Source organism: Pseudomonas sp. H2_A10, assembly GCF_054680085.1.
Map to the genome: position 1 here is coordinate 1,929,369 of NZ_CP162821.1, position 16,346 is coordinate 1,945,714.

At 59.9% G+C, this 16,346-nt stretch carries 14 protein-coding genes; 10 read left to right on the forward strand and 4 right to left on the reverse strand.

Annotation, left to right across the window (positions count from 1 at the left end):
- The first annotated feature begins 82 nt into the window (after nucleotides 1–82).
- Entirely contained in the window at nucleotides 83–2,584 is a 2,502-nt protein-coding gene (locus tag AB4O23_RS08875) for a LuxR C-terminal-related transcriptional regulator (protein WP_460062902.1), read from the forward strand.
- Here the strand turns inward: AB4O23_RS08875 and AB4O23_RS08880 are convergent.
- Nucleotides 2,581–3,453, reverse strand: a complete 873-nt coding sequence (locus AB4O23_RS08880; RefSeq protein ID WP_017531103.1) for a helix-turn-helix domain-containing protein — start codon at nucleotides 3,451–3,453, stop codon at nucleotides 2,581–2,583. The two genes, AB4O23_RS08875 and AB4O23_RS08880, sit on opposite strands and share 4 nt — an antisense overlap.
- A 138-nt stretch (nucleotides 3,454–3,591) precedes the next feature.
- Between AB4O23_RS08880 and AB4O23_RS08885 the strand changes: the two genes are divergently transcribed.
- Nucleotides 3,592–4,494, forward strand: a complete 903-nt coding sequence (locus AB4O23_RS08885; protein ID WP_017531102.1) for a DMT family transporter — start codon at nucleotides 3,592–3,594, stop codon at nucleotides 4,492–4,494.
- 108 nt (nucleotides 4,495–4,602) lie between these two features.
- Here AB4O23_RS08885 and norR read toward each other — a convergent pair whose 3' ends face one another.
- A complete protein-coding gene (gene norR, locus AB4O23_RS08890; protein ID WP_460150437.1) occupies nucleotides 4,603–6,144 on the reverse strand; it encodes a nitric oxide reductase transcriptional regulator NorR in 1,542 nt (513 codons plus the stop codon).
- 147 nt (nucleotides 6,145–6,291) lie between these two features.
- On the opposite strand from norR, the gene hmpA reads away from it, so the two are divergent.
- From hmpA to queC, 8 genes are all read left to right on the forward strand, one after another.
- A complete protein-coding gene (gene hmpA / locus AB4O23_RS08895; protein WP_017531100.1) occupies nucleotides 6,292–7,473 on the forward strand; it encodes an NO-inducible flavohemoprotein in 1,182 nt (393 codons plus the stop codon).
- A gap of 164 nt (nucleotides 7,474–7,637) precedes the next feature.
- Nucleotides 7,638–8,144 carry a disulfide bond formation protein B gene (locus AB4O23_RS08900; protein ID WP_017531099.1) on the forward strand — a complete coding sequence of 169 codons (507 nt, stop codon included), beginning with the start codon at nucleotides 7,638–7,640 and terminating at the stop codon, nucleotides 8,142–8,144.
- 793 nt (nucleotides 8,145–8,937) lie between these two features.
- Entirely contained in the window at nucleotides 8,938–9,879 is a 942-nt protein-coding gene (gene cyoA, locus AB4O23_RS08905; protein WP_026067513.1) for a ubiquinol oxidase subunit II, read from the forward strand.
- Between the two features lie 3 nt (nucleotides 9,880–9,882).
- On the forward strand, nucleotides 9,883–11,901 hold the full coding sequence (gene cyoB / locus AB4O23_RS08910) for a cytochrome o ubiquinol oxidase subunit I (RefSeq protein ID WP_003176005.1): 2,019 nt from the start codon (nucleotides 9,883–9,885) through the stop codon (nucleotides 11,899–11,901).
- Nucleotides 11,902–11,904: 3 nt separating this feature from the next.
- Nucleotides 11,905–12,531: a cytochrome o ubiquinol oxidase subunit III gene (locus AB4O23_RS08915; RefSeq protein WP_003176004.1), complete on the forward strand. Its 627-nt coding sequence runs from the start codon at nucleotides 11,905–11,907 to the stop codon at nucleotides 12,529–12,531.
- Nucleotides 12,531–12,866 (forward strand): cytochrome o ubiquinol oxidase subunit IV, encoded by a 336-nt coding sequence (gene cyoD / locus AB4O23_RS08920; RefSeq protein WP_003176003.1) that lies wholly within the window; start codon nucleotides 12,531–12,533, stop codon nucleotides 12,864–12,866. Before AB4O23_RS08915 ends, cyoD begins: the two co-directional genes overlap by 1 nt.
- A gap of 11 nt (nucleotides 12,867–12,877) precedes the next feature.
- Nucleotides 12,878–13,765, forward strand: a complete 888-nt coding sequence (gene cyoE / locus AB4O23_RS08925; protein ID WP_003194050.1) for a heme o synthase — start codon at nucleotides 12,878–12,880, stop codon at nucleotides 13,763–13,765.
- 104 nt (nucleotides 13,766–13,869) lie between these two features.
- Nucleotides 13,870–14,568 (forward strand): 7-cyano-7-deazaguanine synthase QueC, encoded by a 699-nt coding sequence (gene queC / locus AB4O23_RS08930; protein ID WP_017531097.1) that lies wholly within the window; start codon nucleotides 13,870–13,872, stop codon nucleotides 14,566–14,568.
- A 57-nt stretch (nucleotides 14,569–14,625) separates the two neighbouring features.
- Here queC and AB4O23_RS08935 read toward each other — a convergent pair whose 3' ends face one another.
- Nucleotides 14,626–15,504 (reverse strand): queuosine precursor transporter, encoded by an 879-nt coding sequence (locus tag AB4O23_RS08935; protein ID WP_017531096.1) that lies wholly within the window; start codon nucleotides 15,502–15,504, stop codon nucleotides 14,626–14,628.
- Nucleotides 15,491–16,093, reverse strand: a complete 603-nt coding sequence (locus AB4O23_RS08940) for a helix-turn-helix transcriptional regulator (protein WP_017531095.1) — start codon at nucleotides 16,091–16,093, stop codon at nucleotides 15,491–15,493. The genes AB4O23_RS08935 and AB4O23_RS08940 overlap by 14 nt, the downstream gene beginning before the upstream one ends.
- Nucleotides 16,094–16,346 lie beyond the last annotated feature (253 nt).

Consider the following 16,346-nt stretch of genomic DNA (forward strand, 5'->3'; position numbering starts at 1 on the left):
CTGAATACTTCTTCAACAATCGCCCGCCTCAGGACTAGGGTACGCATCACGTTGCATAACAATAAAAACGCAGGATGCAGCAATGACTGCCATGACACGCTGCCTGGACCGTCCTGGATTCATGCCTCGGCTGTCCGCCCATCACCTGCTGCGCCCGCGCCTGGCCGAGCCGTTGCTGGCGGCGCAGGTACGGGTCAAGTTGTTGTGCGCGCCCGGCGGCAGCGGCAAGAGTGCCTTGCTCGCTGAATGCGCATTGCAGGCGCCGACGGGTTGCCAGGTGTATTGGCTGCCCCTCAATGGCGTGGCCCTCAGCCCGCTCGACCTGTGCCGACACCTGGCGCAGAACCTGGGCCTGACGTTTACCGATGAAGCCACCTTGTTGCTGGACCTCAGCCGTTGGCAGACCCCTGCCTGGCTGTTCCTCGATGATTTTTGCCGCTTGCCCGCTCCTGCCACCGACGCCTTGCTCGATCGCCTACTCATTGCCAGCAGCCCGGCGCTGACCTGGTGGCTGGGCGCGCGACGGCGGCCGGCGTGTAACTGGCCGCGGCTGCTGCTCGACGATGAGCTGCTCGAATGTGGCGCCGAACTGGCGTTCAACCCGGCGGAAATCCAGCAACTGCTCAGCCATGCGCCGGGGCAGACTCTGCACAGTGTGTTGCAGTTCAGCGCCGGCTGGTGCGCCGGGGTGCGCATCGCCTTGCTGGGCGACGGCCATCCCGACAAAACCCTGCTCGATTACCTGCAACATGAACTCTTCAGCACCCTGCCGCCCGAACTGACGGAGGCCTGGCAGGTGCTGGCCCATCTGCCGCGTTTCAACATTGGCCTGTGCGAGCATCTGTTCGGCGCCGGTGATGGCGACCAGTATCTGCGCGATCTACAGGCGCTCGGTGCATTTATCCAGCCGTGGGAAGACAGCGACTGGCTGCAGGTTTTTCCGCCGCTGGCGCAGTTGATGCGCAACGCACCCTGGCCGGCCAAGCGCTCGTGGCACCGGCGCGCCTGCCAATGGTTCTGCGCCGAACAGGACTGGCAGGCCGCCTTCGAGCAGGCGCTGTTGGCCGAAGAATATGAAGTGGCGGTGAGCCTGTTGCAGCACTTCAGTTTCGAGGACCTGTTCCGCCAGCAAAACGCCGCGCTGCTGTTGCGCCTGCATGAACAGCACGGCGATGAATTGATGCTCGGTTCGGCGCAACTGGTGGGCCTGCTGACGGCGGCGCTGCTGTTCGCCGGGCGCTTCGATCAGGCGGCGGTGTGCATCGATCAGCTCGCGCGGTTTGCCCCGCAACCCACGGCGCCCCGCCAGCGACATTTGCTGGCGCGCTGGCAGGCGCAGTGGGGCTGGCTGTTGCACCTGGGCGGCGATGCCCAGGGTTCTCGCGGGCATTTTCTGGAAGCCCTGCAAGCCTTGCCCGACAGCGCCTGGACCTCGCGCCTGATGTGCCTGTCGGGGCTGACCCAGCAAGCCTTGCTGCGCGGTGAACTGGACGTGGCCCAGGGCCTGAACCGCGAGGCGTTGTGCCTGGCTCGCGCCCATGGCTCATTGTTGCTGGAGGCGCTGCTCGAGCTGGATCACGCCCAGTTGCTGGAACAGCGCGGCGCGCCTTACCGTGCGCAAAGCCTGCTGGAAGGGGTGCAGGCGATGTTGCTTAAACAGCGGCTCAGCGCGGGCCCGTTGGTTGGGCGTATCGCTCTGCGCCGTGGGCATCTGGCCCTGCGCCAGGGGCAGGATAGCCTGGCGGTGGAGTGTTTCGAGAGCGGCATGAAGATGTGCCTGCACAGCCAGGACAAACGCGTGCTCTACGGGTTTCTCGGCCTGGCACTGGTGGCTGCCAATCGTGGCGATTACGCCCAGGCATTTTTCCAGTTGCGCGAGGCCGAGCGCCTGATGCAGCAACGCCAGGTGCCGGACACGGTGTACCGCGCCGTACTGTTGTTGGTCAGTGGGCACTTCTGGTTGCAGCAGGGCCGCGCCGAACTGACCGTGGAAGCGATGCGTCGCGTATTGCGCCACTTCCGTGGGCCCCAGGCCAAACAAGCGCCGCCGGCCACCCTGGAATTGATCCCGCGCCTTGAATACCTGCTGGTGTTGGCGGAGGTGAAGCTCGGTTGCGCCGAGCAACCGGTGGCGCGGCTCAGTGCCTTGCTGCAGGCGACTCACCAGCGCGGCATGCTCTGCCTGGAAACCGAACTGCACCTGGTGCTGGGGGAAGTTGCCTGGCACGTCGGCGAGCCCGCGTTGGCGCGTCGCTCACTGCAAAACGGCTTGGAGTTGGCCGAGCGTTGCCAGGTGCAACAAGCGATCCGCGAGCTGCGGCTACGCTCGCCGGGGCTGTTGAGTGAACTGGGCATGGAACCCCGCGCGTGCACTTCGGGGGCAGTGGAAAACCCCTTGAGCCAGCGTGAATTGGAGGTGTTGCAGTTGATCGCGTTGGGCAGTTCCAACCTGGAAATCGCCGACCGGCTGTTTATTTCCCTGCACACCGTCAAGACCCACGCGCGGCGTATCCACAGCAAGCTCGGGGTGGAGCGACGCACCCAAGCGGTGGCCAAGGCCAAGACGCTGGGCTTGATGGTTTAAATGAAGGCCTGGCGGTAATCGCCAGGCGCCGCGCCCATGGCCTGGCGGAAGCGATGGGTGAAGTGGCTGGCGCTGGAAAACCCGCACAGCAAGGCAATTTCACCCAGGGCCAGGGCGCCGCTGCGCAGCAGGTGTTGCGCGCGGCTGAGCCGGCGCGCCAGCAGGTACTGGTGGGGCGGCAGGCCGAAGCTTTGGCGGAACATCCGCGCGAAGTGGTAGTGCGACAGCGCACACAGCCCGGCCAGTTGCCCGAGGCTGAGCGGCTCTTCCAGGTGTTGCTCGATGTAGTCCACCAATAGCCGTCGCTGGTATGCCGCCAAGCCACCTTTGAGGCGCAGGCCTTCGCGGCTGCCGACTTGGCTGAGCAAGGTGTGGCTGAGCATTTCATGGGCCAGGCTGCTGGTCAGCAAGCGTTCGGCGGGCTCGGCCCAGTTGAGGGCGATGAGCTGGTGGAAGCGCCGGGCCTGGCGGGCGTCTTCCAGGAAGGTGCTTTCGCGCAGCTCCAGCGCGCGCGGTTCGCGGTCGAGCAGGGTGACGCAACCCAGGGCAAATTGCTCCGCGCTGAAATACACATGGGCCAGGCGGATCTCACCGTTGATTACCCACGCCGACTGGTGCTCGGCCGGCAGGATGCACAACTTGTCGGGCCCACCCTTGGTGCCCGGTTGGTCACGCCGAAACGTGCCGGTGCCGCCGCCGATGTAACAGGACAAAGTGTGATGGCTGGGCGCCTGGTAATCCTGGGCGTCGTGGTGGTTGCTCCACAAGGCTGCGGACAAGCCGTCACCGAGCTCGGCGCAGGCTTCAAGGCGTGCGTTGGGCGAGCGGTTAAGGGCTTGAAAGACTTGCAGGGATTCCAGGTCTGGCATGGTGAGTGTTCTCCGACGCTTTGCATCCTACTCCGCGAAGCCTGCGCTGTGATCCGGGCGCCCGACAAAAGCGCAAGATTGTGCAAGAACGGTGTACGGGTTCAAGGCGACACTGTGGCTCAACCGATGGAGCCCGCTATGAACCTTTCTTTGTATCTACTCACCGTGCTGATCTGGGGTACCACCTGGATCGCGCTCAAATGGCAGTTGGGCGTGGTGGCGATTCCGGTGTCCATCGTCTATCGCTTCGGCCTCGCGGCGCTGGTGCTGTTTGTGTTGTTGCTGCTCAGCCGCAAGTTGCAGGTGATGAACCGACGAGGGCACCTGATCTGCCTGGCCCAGGGCCTCTGCCTGTTCTGCATCAACTTCATGTGCTTCCTGACCGCCAGCCAATGGATCCCCAGCGGCCTGGTGGCGGTGGTGTTTTCCACGGCCACGTTGTGGAACGCCCTCAACGCCCGTGTGTTCTTCGGCCAGCGCGTGGCGCGCAATGTATTGATGGGCGGCGGTCTCGGCCTGGCGGGCCTGGGTTTGCTGTTCTGGCCGGAACTGGTGGGGCATACCGCCAGCCCTCAGACCTTGCTCGGCCTCGGCTTGGCGTTGCTGGGTACGATGTGCTTCTCGGCGGGCAATATGTTGTCGAGCCTGCAACAGAAGGCCGGGCTCAAGCCGTTGACGACCAATGCCTGGGGCATGGCCTATGGCGCCGCGATGCTGGCGACCTATTGCGCGGTAAGCGGGATCCCGTTTGAGATGGACTGGAGCGCACGCTATATCGGCGCCTTGTGGTACCTGGTGATTCCCGGGTCGGTGATCGGCTTTACCGCCTACCTCACGTTGGTGGGGCGCATGGGGCCGGAGCGGGCGGCGTATTGCACGGTGCTGTTTCCGGTGGTGGCGCTGAATGTGTCGGCGTTTGTCGAGGGCTACCAGTGGACCGCGCCGGCGTTGGCGGGGTTGGTGCTGGTGATGGTGGGGAATGTGTTGGTGTTTCGTAAGCCGAAGTCTGCCAGCCCGGCCTTCCAGGCGAAGACCGTCTAATGTGGGAGGGGACTTGCCTCCGATGGCAGTGTGTCAGCCAGACCGCTATAGCGGGGCAAGCCCTCTCCCACATTTCCTGCATTTCATACATTTGATCCAGTTGTGTGGTTATTTGAGGCCAAGGCGCTTGGCCATGCGGCCCAGGTTGGCGCGGTCCAGGCCCAGTTCGCGGGCGGCGCCGGCCCAGTTGTGCTGGTGGCGTTCGAGGCAGGCGTTGATCACCTGGCGCTGGTAGTGCTCGGTGGCCTGGCGCAGATCGCCGGTTATCGGCGCCACTGGGCTGGGCGCGTCAGCGACCGGTGCGCCGACATCAGGCAAGTCCAGGTCCTGGGCGCTCAGGCTGAGAATCTTCGGACGTTCGCGACAGTTGCCCAGGGCTTTCAACGCGCTGCGTCCGATCAGATGCTCCAGTTCGCGCACATTGCCTGGCCAGTTATAGGCCAACAGTGCCGCCTGGGCGTCGCTGCCCAGGCGCAGGCTGCCCAGGCCCATGCGTGAGCGGTTCTGCTCCAGGAAGAAACCCGCCAGCAGCAACACATCACGCCCGCGTTCGCGCAGCGCGGGCACTTGCAACGGGTACACGCTGAGGCGGTGGTAGAAATCGGCGCGGTAGCGGCCGTTGCGCACTTCATCGGCGAGGTCGCGGTTGGTGGCGGCGATCAGCCGCACATCCACCTGGTGCTCCTTGTCCGACCCCAGGCGCTGCAACTGGCCGCTTTGCAGTACCCGCAGCAGCTTGGCTTGCACGGTCAGCGACAGTTCGCCCACTTCATCCAGGAACAACGTGCCGCCATTGGCCAGTTCGAACTTGCCCCGGCGCTCGTTCAACGCGCCGGTAAAGGCGCCGCGGACGTGGCCGAACAGCTCGCTTTCCACCAGGGTTTCCGGCAGGGCAGCGCAGTTGAGGCTGATCAGCGGTTTGTCCGCACGGGTTGATGCCGCGTGAATGGCCTGGGCCACGAGCTCCTTGCCCACTCCGGTCTCGCCGGTGATCAGCACGGTCAGGTCGCTGCCGCCCACCAGTTTGATTTCCTCGACCAGGCGTTTATGAGCCTTGCTTTGGCCGATCATCTCGTTGTGTTGCTGGCCGCTGGCCTGACGGTAGATCTCGGCGCGCTGGTGTTCGTCTTCGGCACGCAGGGCCAGGCGTTCGATGCGTTCGGCGACGTTGACGGTGGCGGCGGCGAGGCTGGCGAAGGCTTGCAGGGCGTCGAGCTCAACCCGTTCGAAACGTTCGGTGTCGAGGGCGTCCAGGGTCAGCAGGCCCCAGGGGTGGTCGTCGACAAACAACGGGCAGCCCATGCAGTCGTGGACTTCAAGGTGCCCGTGCAGGCCATCGACCAGGCCGTCGTAAGGGTCGGGCAGTTCGCTGTCGCTGTCGAAACGTGTCGGGCCGGGGCTGCTCAGCAGCACGCCGAAGCGCGGGTGTTCGCTGACCTTGAAGCGCCGGCCGAGGGTGTCGGCGCTCAAGCCGTCCACCGCCAACGGTACCAGCCATTCGCCATCCAGGCGCAGCAAGGCGGCGGCATCGCAGGGCAGCAGGGCGCGCATGGCTTGCAGCAGGCGGCGGTAGCGCTCGCCTTCGGGCAGGTCGCGGGACAGGTCGGCGACCAGGGGCAGCAGGGTGGTGAGCAGCGACTGTGCGGTCATAATGACTCCTTGTAGTCCTTATGACTATAAAGTGTAGGAAGTCATACTGACTACATATAATTTAAGATATTGAAAAATAACGGTTTATTAGTTGGCATGAATGCTGACTAGGTAAAGGCAGTCAGTAAAGAAGCCCAGGAGGCTCCCATGCTTAGTGCCCAAGACCGTGCCATCGTCAAATCCACCGTGCCTCTGCTGGAAAGCGGCGGTGAGGCGCTGATTACCCATTTTTACCGCATGATGCTCGCCGAATACCCTGAGGTGCGTCCGCTGTTCAACCAGGCTCACCAAGCCAGCGGCGACCAGCCTCGCGCCCTGGCCAACGGCGTGTTGATGTATGCGCGGCATATCGACCAGCTTGACCAACTCGGCGACCTGGTGGCGAAGATCATCAACAAGCACGTGGCGTTGCAGATATTGCCCGAGCATTACCCGATCGTGGGGGCGTGCTTGCTGCGTGCGATATCCGAGGTGCTGGGCAGCGAGATTGCCACCCCCGAGGTGATGAATGCCTGGGGCGCCGCCTATGGGCAACTGGCGGATATTTTGATTGGCGCCGAGGCGGCGATCTATGACGAGAAAGCCCATGCGGTGGGTGGCTGGCGCGGTGCGCGATCGTTTACCGTGGTCCAGCGCGTGCAAGAGAGTGGCGAGATCACCTCCTTTTATTTCGCCCCGGTGGACAACGGCCCGATCCTCAAGGCCGCGCCCGGCCAATACATCGGCATGAAGCTGGTGCTCGACGGCGAAGAAGTGCGCCGCAACTATTCCCTGTCGGCCTTGAGCGATGCCGGCCAGTACCGCATCAGCGTCAAGCGCGAAGTGGGTGGGCGGGTGTCCAATTACCTGCACGATCAGTTGCAGGTCGGCGCGACGATCGAGCTGTTCCCGCCAGCGGGCGAGTTCACCCTGGCAGACAGCGACAGGCCACTGGTACTGATCAGCGGCGGCGTCGGCATCACCCCAACCTTGCCGATGCTCGAAGCGGCCCTGGCCACCCAGCGCCCGGTGCACTTTATTCATTGCGCGCGTAATGGCGGGGTGCATGCGTTCCGCGAGTGGGTGGATGCACTGGCGGCCAAGCATCCACAGCTCAAGCGCTTCTATTGCTATGCCGAGGATGACGGGGTGAGCGCGGCGGCGGATAAGGTCGGGCTGCTGAGCCAGGAGCAACTGGCCGAGTGGCTGCCCGAGCAGCGGGATGTGGACGCCTACTTCCTGGGGCCTAAAGGCTTCATGGCGGCGATCAAGCGCCACCTCAAGGCGTTGGGCGTGCCGGAGAAACAGAGCCGCTACGAGTTCTTTGGCCCGGCGGCTGCCCTGGAATAGATTTTTCGAAACAACACTGTTCAAAGTGTGGGAGGGGGCTTGCCCCCTCCCACATTTGCTTCTCTATTCCTCCAAATTAATCCGCTGTTAACCCCCTTCTGTTTTAACCACTCCCTGTGTGTAAACTTGCGCCCATAGGCACAACCAAACTAAGGAATACGGGGATGAGTGACGAATTGCGTTTAGGCAGGGAGCGGCGCTTTCTGGTGTTGCTGGGCATTATCTGCCTGGCGCTGATCGGCGGGGCGTTGTACATGCAGGTGGTGCTGGGCGAGGCGCCATGCCCGCTGTGTATCCTGCAGCGTTATGCCTTGTTGTTGATTGCGCTTTTCGCGTTCATTGGCGCAGCCATGCGCACCAAGGGTGCGCTGACCTTTTTCGAAGGGCTGGTGGTGCTCAGCGCCCTCGGGGGCGTGGCGGCGGCCGGGCATCATGTGTACACCCAGTTTTTCCCACAGGTGAGCTGCGGCGTTGATGTGCTGCAACCGATTGTCGATGACCTGCCGCTGGCCAAGGTCTTCCCGCTGGGCTTCCAGGTCGATGGTTTTTGCAGCACACCGTATCCGCCGGTGCTGGGCTTGTCGCTGGCGCAATGGGCGCTGGTGGCGTTCGTGCTCACGGTGGTCCTGGTGCCGCTGGGCATCTATCGCAATCGCCAGCGCAAGGCCTGACCCATTCGCTCAAACGCCCCGGTCCCTCTACAAAGAAGGCCGGGGCGTTTTTGCATGTGCGGGTTTTGTGAACAGAGCGTGACGCCGGACAATTTTGGGTGCGCGCAGTGTGCGACATGTTGTCACACGGAAGCGGGCGCAGGACGTTTCAACGCCGCCGAACCGCACTTTAAATTTGCAAAAAACAGCCGGGGTGTGCTGTCAGTTTGCAGCTTGGACAATGCCGCCAACCTCACGCCGTACGCGTGTTTGCGTGATGTCCGAATGCCTTGTTTTCTGGGGGCTTGCATAGGTTTTACCTGCCCTTACAAGGCGTATGGGGTGTGGCGGTTTGCCCTATAACACGGCAATTTTTGTGGTTTTTGTTGAGAATCGAACGCGATAAGATCGCGAACCTTTGCGATATTGGTGAAGGATTATTGCTGCTTTCGATAAAAATTATTTCTTTATAAGACATGGTTTATACATCGCCAGCTAACTACAATCGCCCGCACTGAATGTCCGGTGCTGTTCAATATTTGAGCATTGGAGCGGTCGAGGGGGCAGATGGATGGCTCTGTGCGACCCCAGGTTCCGGCAGCCTTTCAACTATCCGCACCAAAGGGAATTGGTCTGTAACAAGGCCTTTAACCACGAAATCGAATAAGAACTCACCGCAGGTCCGTGCAACGTACATGTGTGACGTGACGGGCAGGCTCTTATTCAATCGAAGAGAAATGCCAACCCTTGGCAGGGTGAAGTGTTGGCGATCAAAACCCAACTGCATTGCGCAAGCTGCTTTAGAGGTCGTGAGATGAGTAAAAACAGGTACCCCCGATTACTAGGCTTTTTGCCGCTGCTTGGCATGTTCTTAATGCTGGGAGGCTGCAAGTGGACCTTGCTCGACCCAAAAGGACAGGTCGGCCTGGATGAACGAAACCTGATCATCACCGCCACCCTGCTGATGCTGCTGGTCGTGGTCCCTGTGATCATCATGACCTTCGCCTTCGCCTGGAAATACCGCGCGTCCAACACCAGCGCCACCTACGCGCCGAAGTGGTCGCACTCCACCAAGATTGAAATCGCGGTGTGGCTGGTTCCGATCCTCATCATCATTGCCCTGGGTTATGTGACCTACAAGTCGACCCACGCACTGGACCCGTACCGTCCGCTGGAATCCGACGTCAAGCCGATCAACATCGAAGTGGTCGCGCTGGACTGGAAGTGGCTGTTCATCTACCCGGACCTGGGTATCGCCACGGTTAACCAGATCCGCTTCCCGGAGCACACTCCGCTGAACTTCAAGATCACCTCCGACGCTGTGATGAACTCGTTCTTCATCCCTGCCCTGGGCGGTCAGATCTACGCGATGGCAGGCATGCAGACCAAGCTGCACCTGATCGCCAACCAGAAAGCTGAAATGGAAGGCATCTCCGCCAACTACAGCGGCGCTGGCTTCACCGGCATGAAATTCAAAGCGATCTCGACGAGCCAGGAAGACTTCAACGCCTGGGTAGCCGAAGTCAAGGCCGCACCTAAACAGCTTGATCAAGCTGAATACGACGCCCTGACCAAACCAAGCCAGAACAACCCAGTCGCCCTGTACTCCGCGTACGAGCCGAACCTGTTTCAGAAAATCGTCGACAAGTACGAAGGCATGAAACCAGGCAAACCGGTCAAGCACGAGAAGAAAGAAGTGGCCGCGGTTGAAGGTTCTGACACGGGCGCGCATTCAACTGCTGGGGCAGAGGAGTAAACGATGTTTGGTAAATTAAGTTGGGATGCGGTCCCGTTCCACGAGCCGATTGTGATGATTACCATCGCCATGATCGCGCTGGGTGGTCTGGCACTGTTTGCAGGTATCACCTACTTCAAGAAGTGGACCTACCTGTGGACCGAGTGGCTGACTTCGGTCGACCACAAGAAAATTGGCGTGATGTACATCATCGTTGCCATGGTCATGCTGCTGCGCGGCTTTGCCGACGCCATCATGATGCGTACCCAGTTGGCCATGGCCACCGAGGGTTCGCCTGGCTACCTGCCGCCTGAACACTATGACCAGATCTTCACCGCTCACGGTGTGATCATGATCATCTTCATGGCGATGCCTTTCTTCACCGGCCTGATGAACCTTGCGGTGCCGCTGCAGATCGGTGCGCGTGACGTTGCCTACCCGTTCCTGAACTCCCTGAGCTTCTGGCTGCTGGTTTCCGGTGTTGTGCTGATCAACGTGTCCCTGGGCGTCGGCGAATTCGCCAAGACCGGTTGGGTTGCGTATCCGCCGTTGTCGGGCATTCAGTACAGCCCTGGCGTGGGTGTGGACTACTACATCTGGGCGCTACAGTTATCAGGGCTCGGGACGACGCTGACGGGGGTCAACTTCCTGGCCACCGTGCTGAAGATGCGCGCCCCTGGCATGAAACTGATGGACATGCCGATCTTCACCTGGACCTGCACCTGGGCAAACGTGCTGATCGTGGCTTCGTTCCCGATCCTGGCCGCTACCATGGCGCTGCTGTCGCTTGACCGTTACCTGGATTTCCACATTTTCACCAATGAACTTGGTGGCAATCCGATGATGTACGTGAACCTGTTCTGGGCATGGGGTCACCCTGAGGTGTACATCCTGATCCTGCCGGCGTTCGGTATCTTCTCCGAAGTGATCTCGACCTTTACCGGCAAGCGCCTGTTCGGTCACCACTCGATGGTCTACGCCTCGGGCGCGATCTCCGTACTGGGCTTCATGGTCTGGCTGCACCACTTCTTCACCATGGGTTCGGGGGCCAGCGTCAACGCCTTCTTCGGCCTGGCGACGATGCTGATTTCCATCCCGACGGGGGTGAAGCTATTCAACTGGCTGTTCACCATCTATCACGGTCGTCTGCGTATGACCAGCCAGGTTCTGTGGACCCTGGGCTTCATGGTGACCTTCGCCATCGGCGGCATGACCGGCGTACTGCTGGCCATTCCGGGCGCTGACTTCGTGCTGCACAACAGCCTGTTCGTGATCGCGCACTTCCACAACGTGATCATCGGTGGTGCGGTATTCGGTTACATCGCCGGCTTCAGCTTCTACTTCCCGAAAGCGTTCGGCTTCAAGTTGCACGAAGGTTGGGGCAAGGCTGCGTTCTGGTTCTGGATCTCGGGCTTCTTCGTCGCGTTCATGCCGCTCTATGCACTGGGCTTCATGGGCATGACCCGTCGTCTGAACGCCACCACCAACCCTGAGTGGGTGCCGTACCTGTACGTCGCCATGTTCGGTGCGGTGATGATCGCTGTGGGCATCGCCTGCCAACTGATCCAGCTGTATGTCAGCGTGCGTGATCGCAAGCAGAACATGTGCGAATCCGGCGACCCGTGGAATGGCCACACCCTGGAATGGTCGACCTCGTCGCCACCGCCGTTCTACAACTTCGCCGTGATCCCGACTGCGAACACCATCGATGCGTTCACCGAAGCCAAGGAAGACGGTACTGCGTACCAGCAACCCAAGCACTACGAACCGATCCACATGCCAAGCAACACCGCCACTGGCGTGGTGATGGGTGCGCTGTTGACCGTGTTCGGTTTCGCGATGATCTGGCACATCTGGTGGCTGGCAATCGTGAGCCTGGTGGGCACCATCGGCTACTTCATTGTCCACGCAGCACGTGATGATCAAGGCTACATGGTGCCGGTCGAGACAATCGAGCGCATCGAAGCCGAGCAGCACGCTCGCCTGGTAGCCGAGAAGAAAATCCCGGCCAACCGTGTTGAAACCTCGTTGGAACAGGCTTAAACCATGTCGAACTTAGTGACCAATGCTGGACACGCCCATGTCGATGACCATGGGCACGATGACCATCACCACGACTCGGGGCCAATGACCGTCTTCGGTTTCTGGCTCTACCTTATGACCGACTGCATCTTGTTTGCGTCGATCTTCGCGGTGTACGCGGTACTGGTAAACAACGTAGCGGGTGGCCCGTCGGGCCACGACATCTTCGAACTGCCTTACGTGCTCGGCGAAACCGCCTTGCTGTTGTTCAGTTCGATCACCTACGGCTTCGCCATGTTGGCCTTCTACAAGGGCAACAAGAAAGGCGTGCTGAGCTGGCTGGGCCTGACGTTCCTGTTCGGCCTGGGCTTCATCGGCATGGAGATCAACGAGTTCCACCTGCTGATCTCCGAAGGCTACGGCCCGCACCGCAGCGGCTTCCTGTCGGCGTTCTTCACGCTGGTTGGCACCCACGGCCTGCACGTTTCGGCCGGCCTGCTGTGGATGGCGGTGATGATGTATCAGGTCAATAAGCACGGCCTGACCAACACCAACAAGACGCGCCTGAGCTGCCTGAGCCTGTTCTGGCACTTCCTGGACGTGGTCTGGATCTGCGTATTCACCGTCGTCTACTTGATGGGGACTCTGTAATGGCTAATGCACACTCCCATGACAGCCACGATGCAAGCCACGGCAGCGTAAAGTCTTACGCTATCGGCTTCATCCTGTCGGTCATCCTGACCCTGATCCCGTTCGGCCTGGTGATGTACCCGACCTTGCCGAAGTCGATCACCCTGATGATCGTCCTGGCGTTCGCGGTGATCCAGGTGCTGGTTCACCTGGTGTACTTCCTGCACCTGGACCGCTCCGAGGCCCAGCGCGAGAACGTGATTGCGTTCGTGTTCGCAGGCCTGGTGATCGTTCTGCTGGTTGGTCTGTCGCTGTGGATCATGTTCAGCATCCACACCTACATGATGGCGAAGTGAGGTAAGACCCGATGTCGCTTAAGCACTTTATCCAAATCACCAAACCGGGGATCATTTTCGGTAACGTGCTTTCTGTGGCGGGCGGTTTCTTCCTGGCCTCCAAGGGACATGTCGATCTGGCCATCTTCCTGGCTGCGATGATCGGTACGTCCCTGGTGGTGGCTTCCGGTTGCGTATTCAACAACTGCATCGACCGTGACATCGACATCAAGATGGAGCGCACCAAGAATCGCGTGCTGGTCCAGGGCCTGATCTCCCTGAAGCTGGCACTGATCTATGCGACCGTTTTGGGTGTTGCCGGTGTGGCGCTGTTGTACAAGGTGGCCAACCCGCTGGCGGCGCTGTTTGCCGTGATCGGCTTTGTCATCTACGTCGGCCTCTACAGCCTGTACCTCAAGCGCAAGTCGGTTCACGGCACGCTGGTGGGCAGTCTGTCGGGGGCGATGCCGCCGGTGATTGGTTATGTGGCTGTGACCAATAGCTTCGACATGGCCGCGCTGACGCTGCTGGTGATGTTCAGCCTGTGGCAGATGCCGCATTCCTACGCCATTGCGATCTTCCGTTTCAACGACTACCTGGCTGCGTCGATTCCGGTCCTGCCGGTCAAGCGTGGTATCCAGGTCGCCAAGAAACACATCCTGCTCTACATCCTGGCCTTCCTCGTGGCGACCTTGATGTTGACCTTCAGTGGCTACGCCGGCATGAGCTACCTCGCCGTCGCCGCCGCCATGGGCATGTACTGGTTGTACATGGCCTGGACCGGCTACAAGGCGGTGGATGACACCGTCTGGGCGCGCAAGCTGTTTGTGTTCTCGATCTTCACCATCACCGCGCTCAGCGTGATGATGTCCCTGGATTTCCAAGTGCCCAAAGAGCTGTTGCTGACTTACGCACACTGAGTGGCATGAGCAACAAAAAGCCCCGCCTTCGCAAGAAGCGCGGGGTTTTTTATTGAGTGACCCTTAAACTAGCGCTAAACCCTATCCGTGCAGGAAGCAAAGCAATGAGTAAAAAAGCCGTTATGGTGTTCAGTGGCGGGCAGGATTCGACGACCTGTCTGATCCAGGCGCTGGCGCTGTATGACGAAGTGCACTGCATCACCTTCGACTACGGCCAGCGCCATGTGGCGGAAGTCGAAGTCGCCCAACAGTTGGCCAAACAGTTGGGAGCCACCGTTCATAAAGTGATGGATGTGTCGTTGCTCAACGAGTTGGCCATCAGCAGCCTCACGCGTGACAACATCCCGGTACCCACCGTGAACAGCTCGGGCGACAGCCTGCCCAGCACCTTTGTGCCCGGGCGCAATATCCTGTTTTTGACCCTGGCGGCAATTTACGCATACCAGGTCAAGGCTGAGACGGTGATCACCGGCGTCTGCGAAACCGACTTCTCGGGCTACCCCGACTGCCGCGACGAGTTCGTCAAGGCGTTGAACCAGGCGCTCAAGCTGGGCATGGAATACGACGTGCGCCTCGACACGCCGTTGATGTGGCTGAACAAGGCTGAAACCTGGGCATTGGCTGATTACTACCAGCAACTGGACTTGGTCCGTGAGCAGACACTGACCTGCTACAACGGCATCATCGGCACCGGCTGCGGCAACTGCGACGCGTGCAACCTGCGCGCGCGCGGTTTGAATGATTACCTGCAGAACAAAGCGCAGGTCATGCAGAGCCTCAAGCAGAAGTTGCCACTGGCCTGACCGCCGACCGTCATGGCAGCTGCTTCGGCAGCTGCAACGACGCCAGGCAACGGCCGATCACGCAGTGGCGTTGGTCAGGTAGCGTTTGAATAATGAACGTGCGCCATAGGCCGGCAAGATGTTGAAGAACGCAAAACCGACTTTGATCGCGATCTGCACGTAGATCATGCTCACAATGTCGCTGGTCTGCATGGCGCCATAAAACGCGATAAAACAGAACAGGAAGCTGTCGATAATCACCGCAAAGAACGTGCTGAGGAAGATGCGCAAGTACAAGTACCTGGAGTTGGTCAGCTCTTTGATCTTGCACAGCAAATACGAGTTGATGTTCTCCGACACCAGGAACGACACCGACGACGCGATCAATACCGATGACACCTGCACGATCACTGCGTTGTAAGGCCCATCGAGCTTCCAGCCTGGCAGGCCGGGCAGAAAGGTCGAGCCGTAGAGCAGGATAATAATCATCGCGTTGCTGGCGAAGGCAAACAGGATGGCCTTTCTGGCAAGCCTTAGGCCGAAGTTCTCGTTGAGCAGATCCACGATCAGGAAGGTCAGCGGATACAGGAAAGTGCCCGGTGTGACGATGATGTCGAGGGATTCGATGTAGATCGGTTTGGTCGCGGCGATGCTGGTAAAAATATAAAACGTGAAGAGCAGCAGGTTCAGGATGATGTAGATCATCCAGGAGTTTTCATTGCGATCATTGAGGTCGTACGCGGTGACCGCGCCGCCCTGGGAATAAAACTTCTTGTACAGGTTTTTAATTTCCATTTTGTTCAGATTGTCCATGATTTCGCTGTTTAAGACTTCGCTCAACTTGACCCGAATGATCTTGCCCGTGGCGATGATCATGATCACCGCCAGGCACTTGTCATTTTCAAAGCCAAGCAGTTTGTATTTGCTGTTTTCGATCTCGCCTTCATACGCCGTCATTGAAGCGCTCCTCAATGATATCGCCCAGTACACACAGGCGTTCTGAGCTGGCGCAGGGTTCACGGCGGATAGACAGCGTCTGGGTGGCCCTGTCGAACACCAACTTTTCCTTATCGTCGCTCGACATGCCCTTTTGGATGATCAACAGATCGCCCGGCTCGTTCACCCCCGGTATGGCCTGCTCCAGCCGCACGCCGATCAGGTTGTGGGACGTGCCGAAGTAGTACGTAAGGGGGAAGAGTGTGGCCAGTTCGCCAATGCGCTTGTCCAGGTGCTGCATGACCTGGCTTTGCTTGAGCACCGGCACGGCCGCCGGGTTCATGTTGCCTTGGGGCGAAACGCTGCTCTCGATAAGCTCTTTGGCTTCAAAATCGATGGTCTCGATTTCTTTGTAAGACACACCGAAAAAATCTGAAATCTTGCGCAGGGTCGACTGCTGTACGTTGACGACCTTGCCTTCGAGGATGTTGTAGATCGTGGTGCGGGTGAGCCCGGCGGCGTTGCACAACGACAACTGGGTCTCGCCGCGGCTTTTGATCAGATACTTGATGTTGCTCTTCAAATGCTCGGTTTTTTCGCGTCTGTGCATCACGTGCTCACCACTTCCTTTTAGTCAGAACCTTTGGACCTTGCCGCTGCCATGGGATGTTTTCCAGCGATTGAGCGCCCATCCGGGGCGTTTATGGCTGCGTGGCGGGCGCAAGTGTTGCACGCGTGCGGTTCAACAATAAAGTCCAAGATGCTCGGCGCTGGCAGCAGGCAAGGCAGATGGCCATTAACTCGGTTGGAGCGGACGAAAGAGAACATATAATTTGGAAAATGTTTAATTTCCTGTTTAATTG

Bases quoted from the DNA above. Each gene is read 5' to 3' on its own strand.
- AB4O23_RS08875 (WP_460062902.1), top strand. From the start codon at position 83: ATGACTGCCATGACACGCTGCCTGGACCGTCCTGGATTCATGCCTCGG.
- AB4O23_RS08880 (WP_017531103.1), bottom strand. From the start codon at position 3,453: ATGCCAGACCTGGAATCCCTGCAAGTCTTTCAAGCCCTTAACCGCTCG.
- AB4O23_RS08885 (WP_017531102.1), top strand. From the start codon at position 3,592: ATGAACCTTTCTTTGTATCTACTCACCGTGCTGATCTGGGGTACCACC.
- norR (WP_460150437.1), bottom strand. From the start codon at position 6,144: ATGACCGCACAGTCGCTGCTCACCACCCTGCTGCCCCTGGTCGCCGAC.
- hmpA (WP_017531100.1), top strand. From the start codon at position 6,292: ATGCTTAGTGCCCAAGACCGTGCCATCGTCAAATCCACCGTGCCTCTG.
- AB4O23_RS08900 (WP_017531099.1), top strand. From the start codon at position 7,638: ATGAGTGACGAATTGCGTTTAGGCAGGGAGCGGCGCTTTCTGGTGTTG.
- cyoA (WP_026067513.1), top strand. From the start codon at position 8,938: ATGAGTAAAAACAGGTACCCCCGATTACTAGGCTTTTTGCCGCTGCTT.
- cyoB (WP_003176005.1), top strand. From the start codon at position 9,883: ATGTTTGGTAAATTAAGTTGGGATGCGGTCCCGTTCCACGAGCCGATT.
- AB4O23_RS08915 (WP_003176004.1), top strand. From the start codon at position 11,905: ATGTCGAACTTAGTGACCAATGCTGGACACGCCCATGTCGATGACCAT.
- cyoD (WP_003176003.1), top strand. From the start codon at position 12,531: ATGGCTAATGCACACTCCCATGACAGCCACGATGCAAGCCACGGCAGC.
- cyoE (WP_003194050.1), top strand. From the start codon at position 12,878: ATGTCGCTTAAGCACTTTATCCAAATCACCAAACCGGGGATCATTTTC.
- queC (WP_017531097.1), top strand. From the start codon at position 13,870: ATGAGTAAAAAAGCCGTTATGGTGTTCAGTGGCGGGCAGGATTCGACG.
- AB4O23_RS08935 (WP_017531096.1), bottom strand. From the start codon at position 15,504: ATGACGGCGTATGAAGGCGAGATCGAAAACAGCAAATACAAACTGCTT.
- AB4O23_RS08940 (WP_017531095.1), bottom strand. From the start codon at position 16,093: ATGCACAGACGCGAAAAAACCGAGCATTTGAAGAGCAACATCAAGTAT.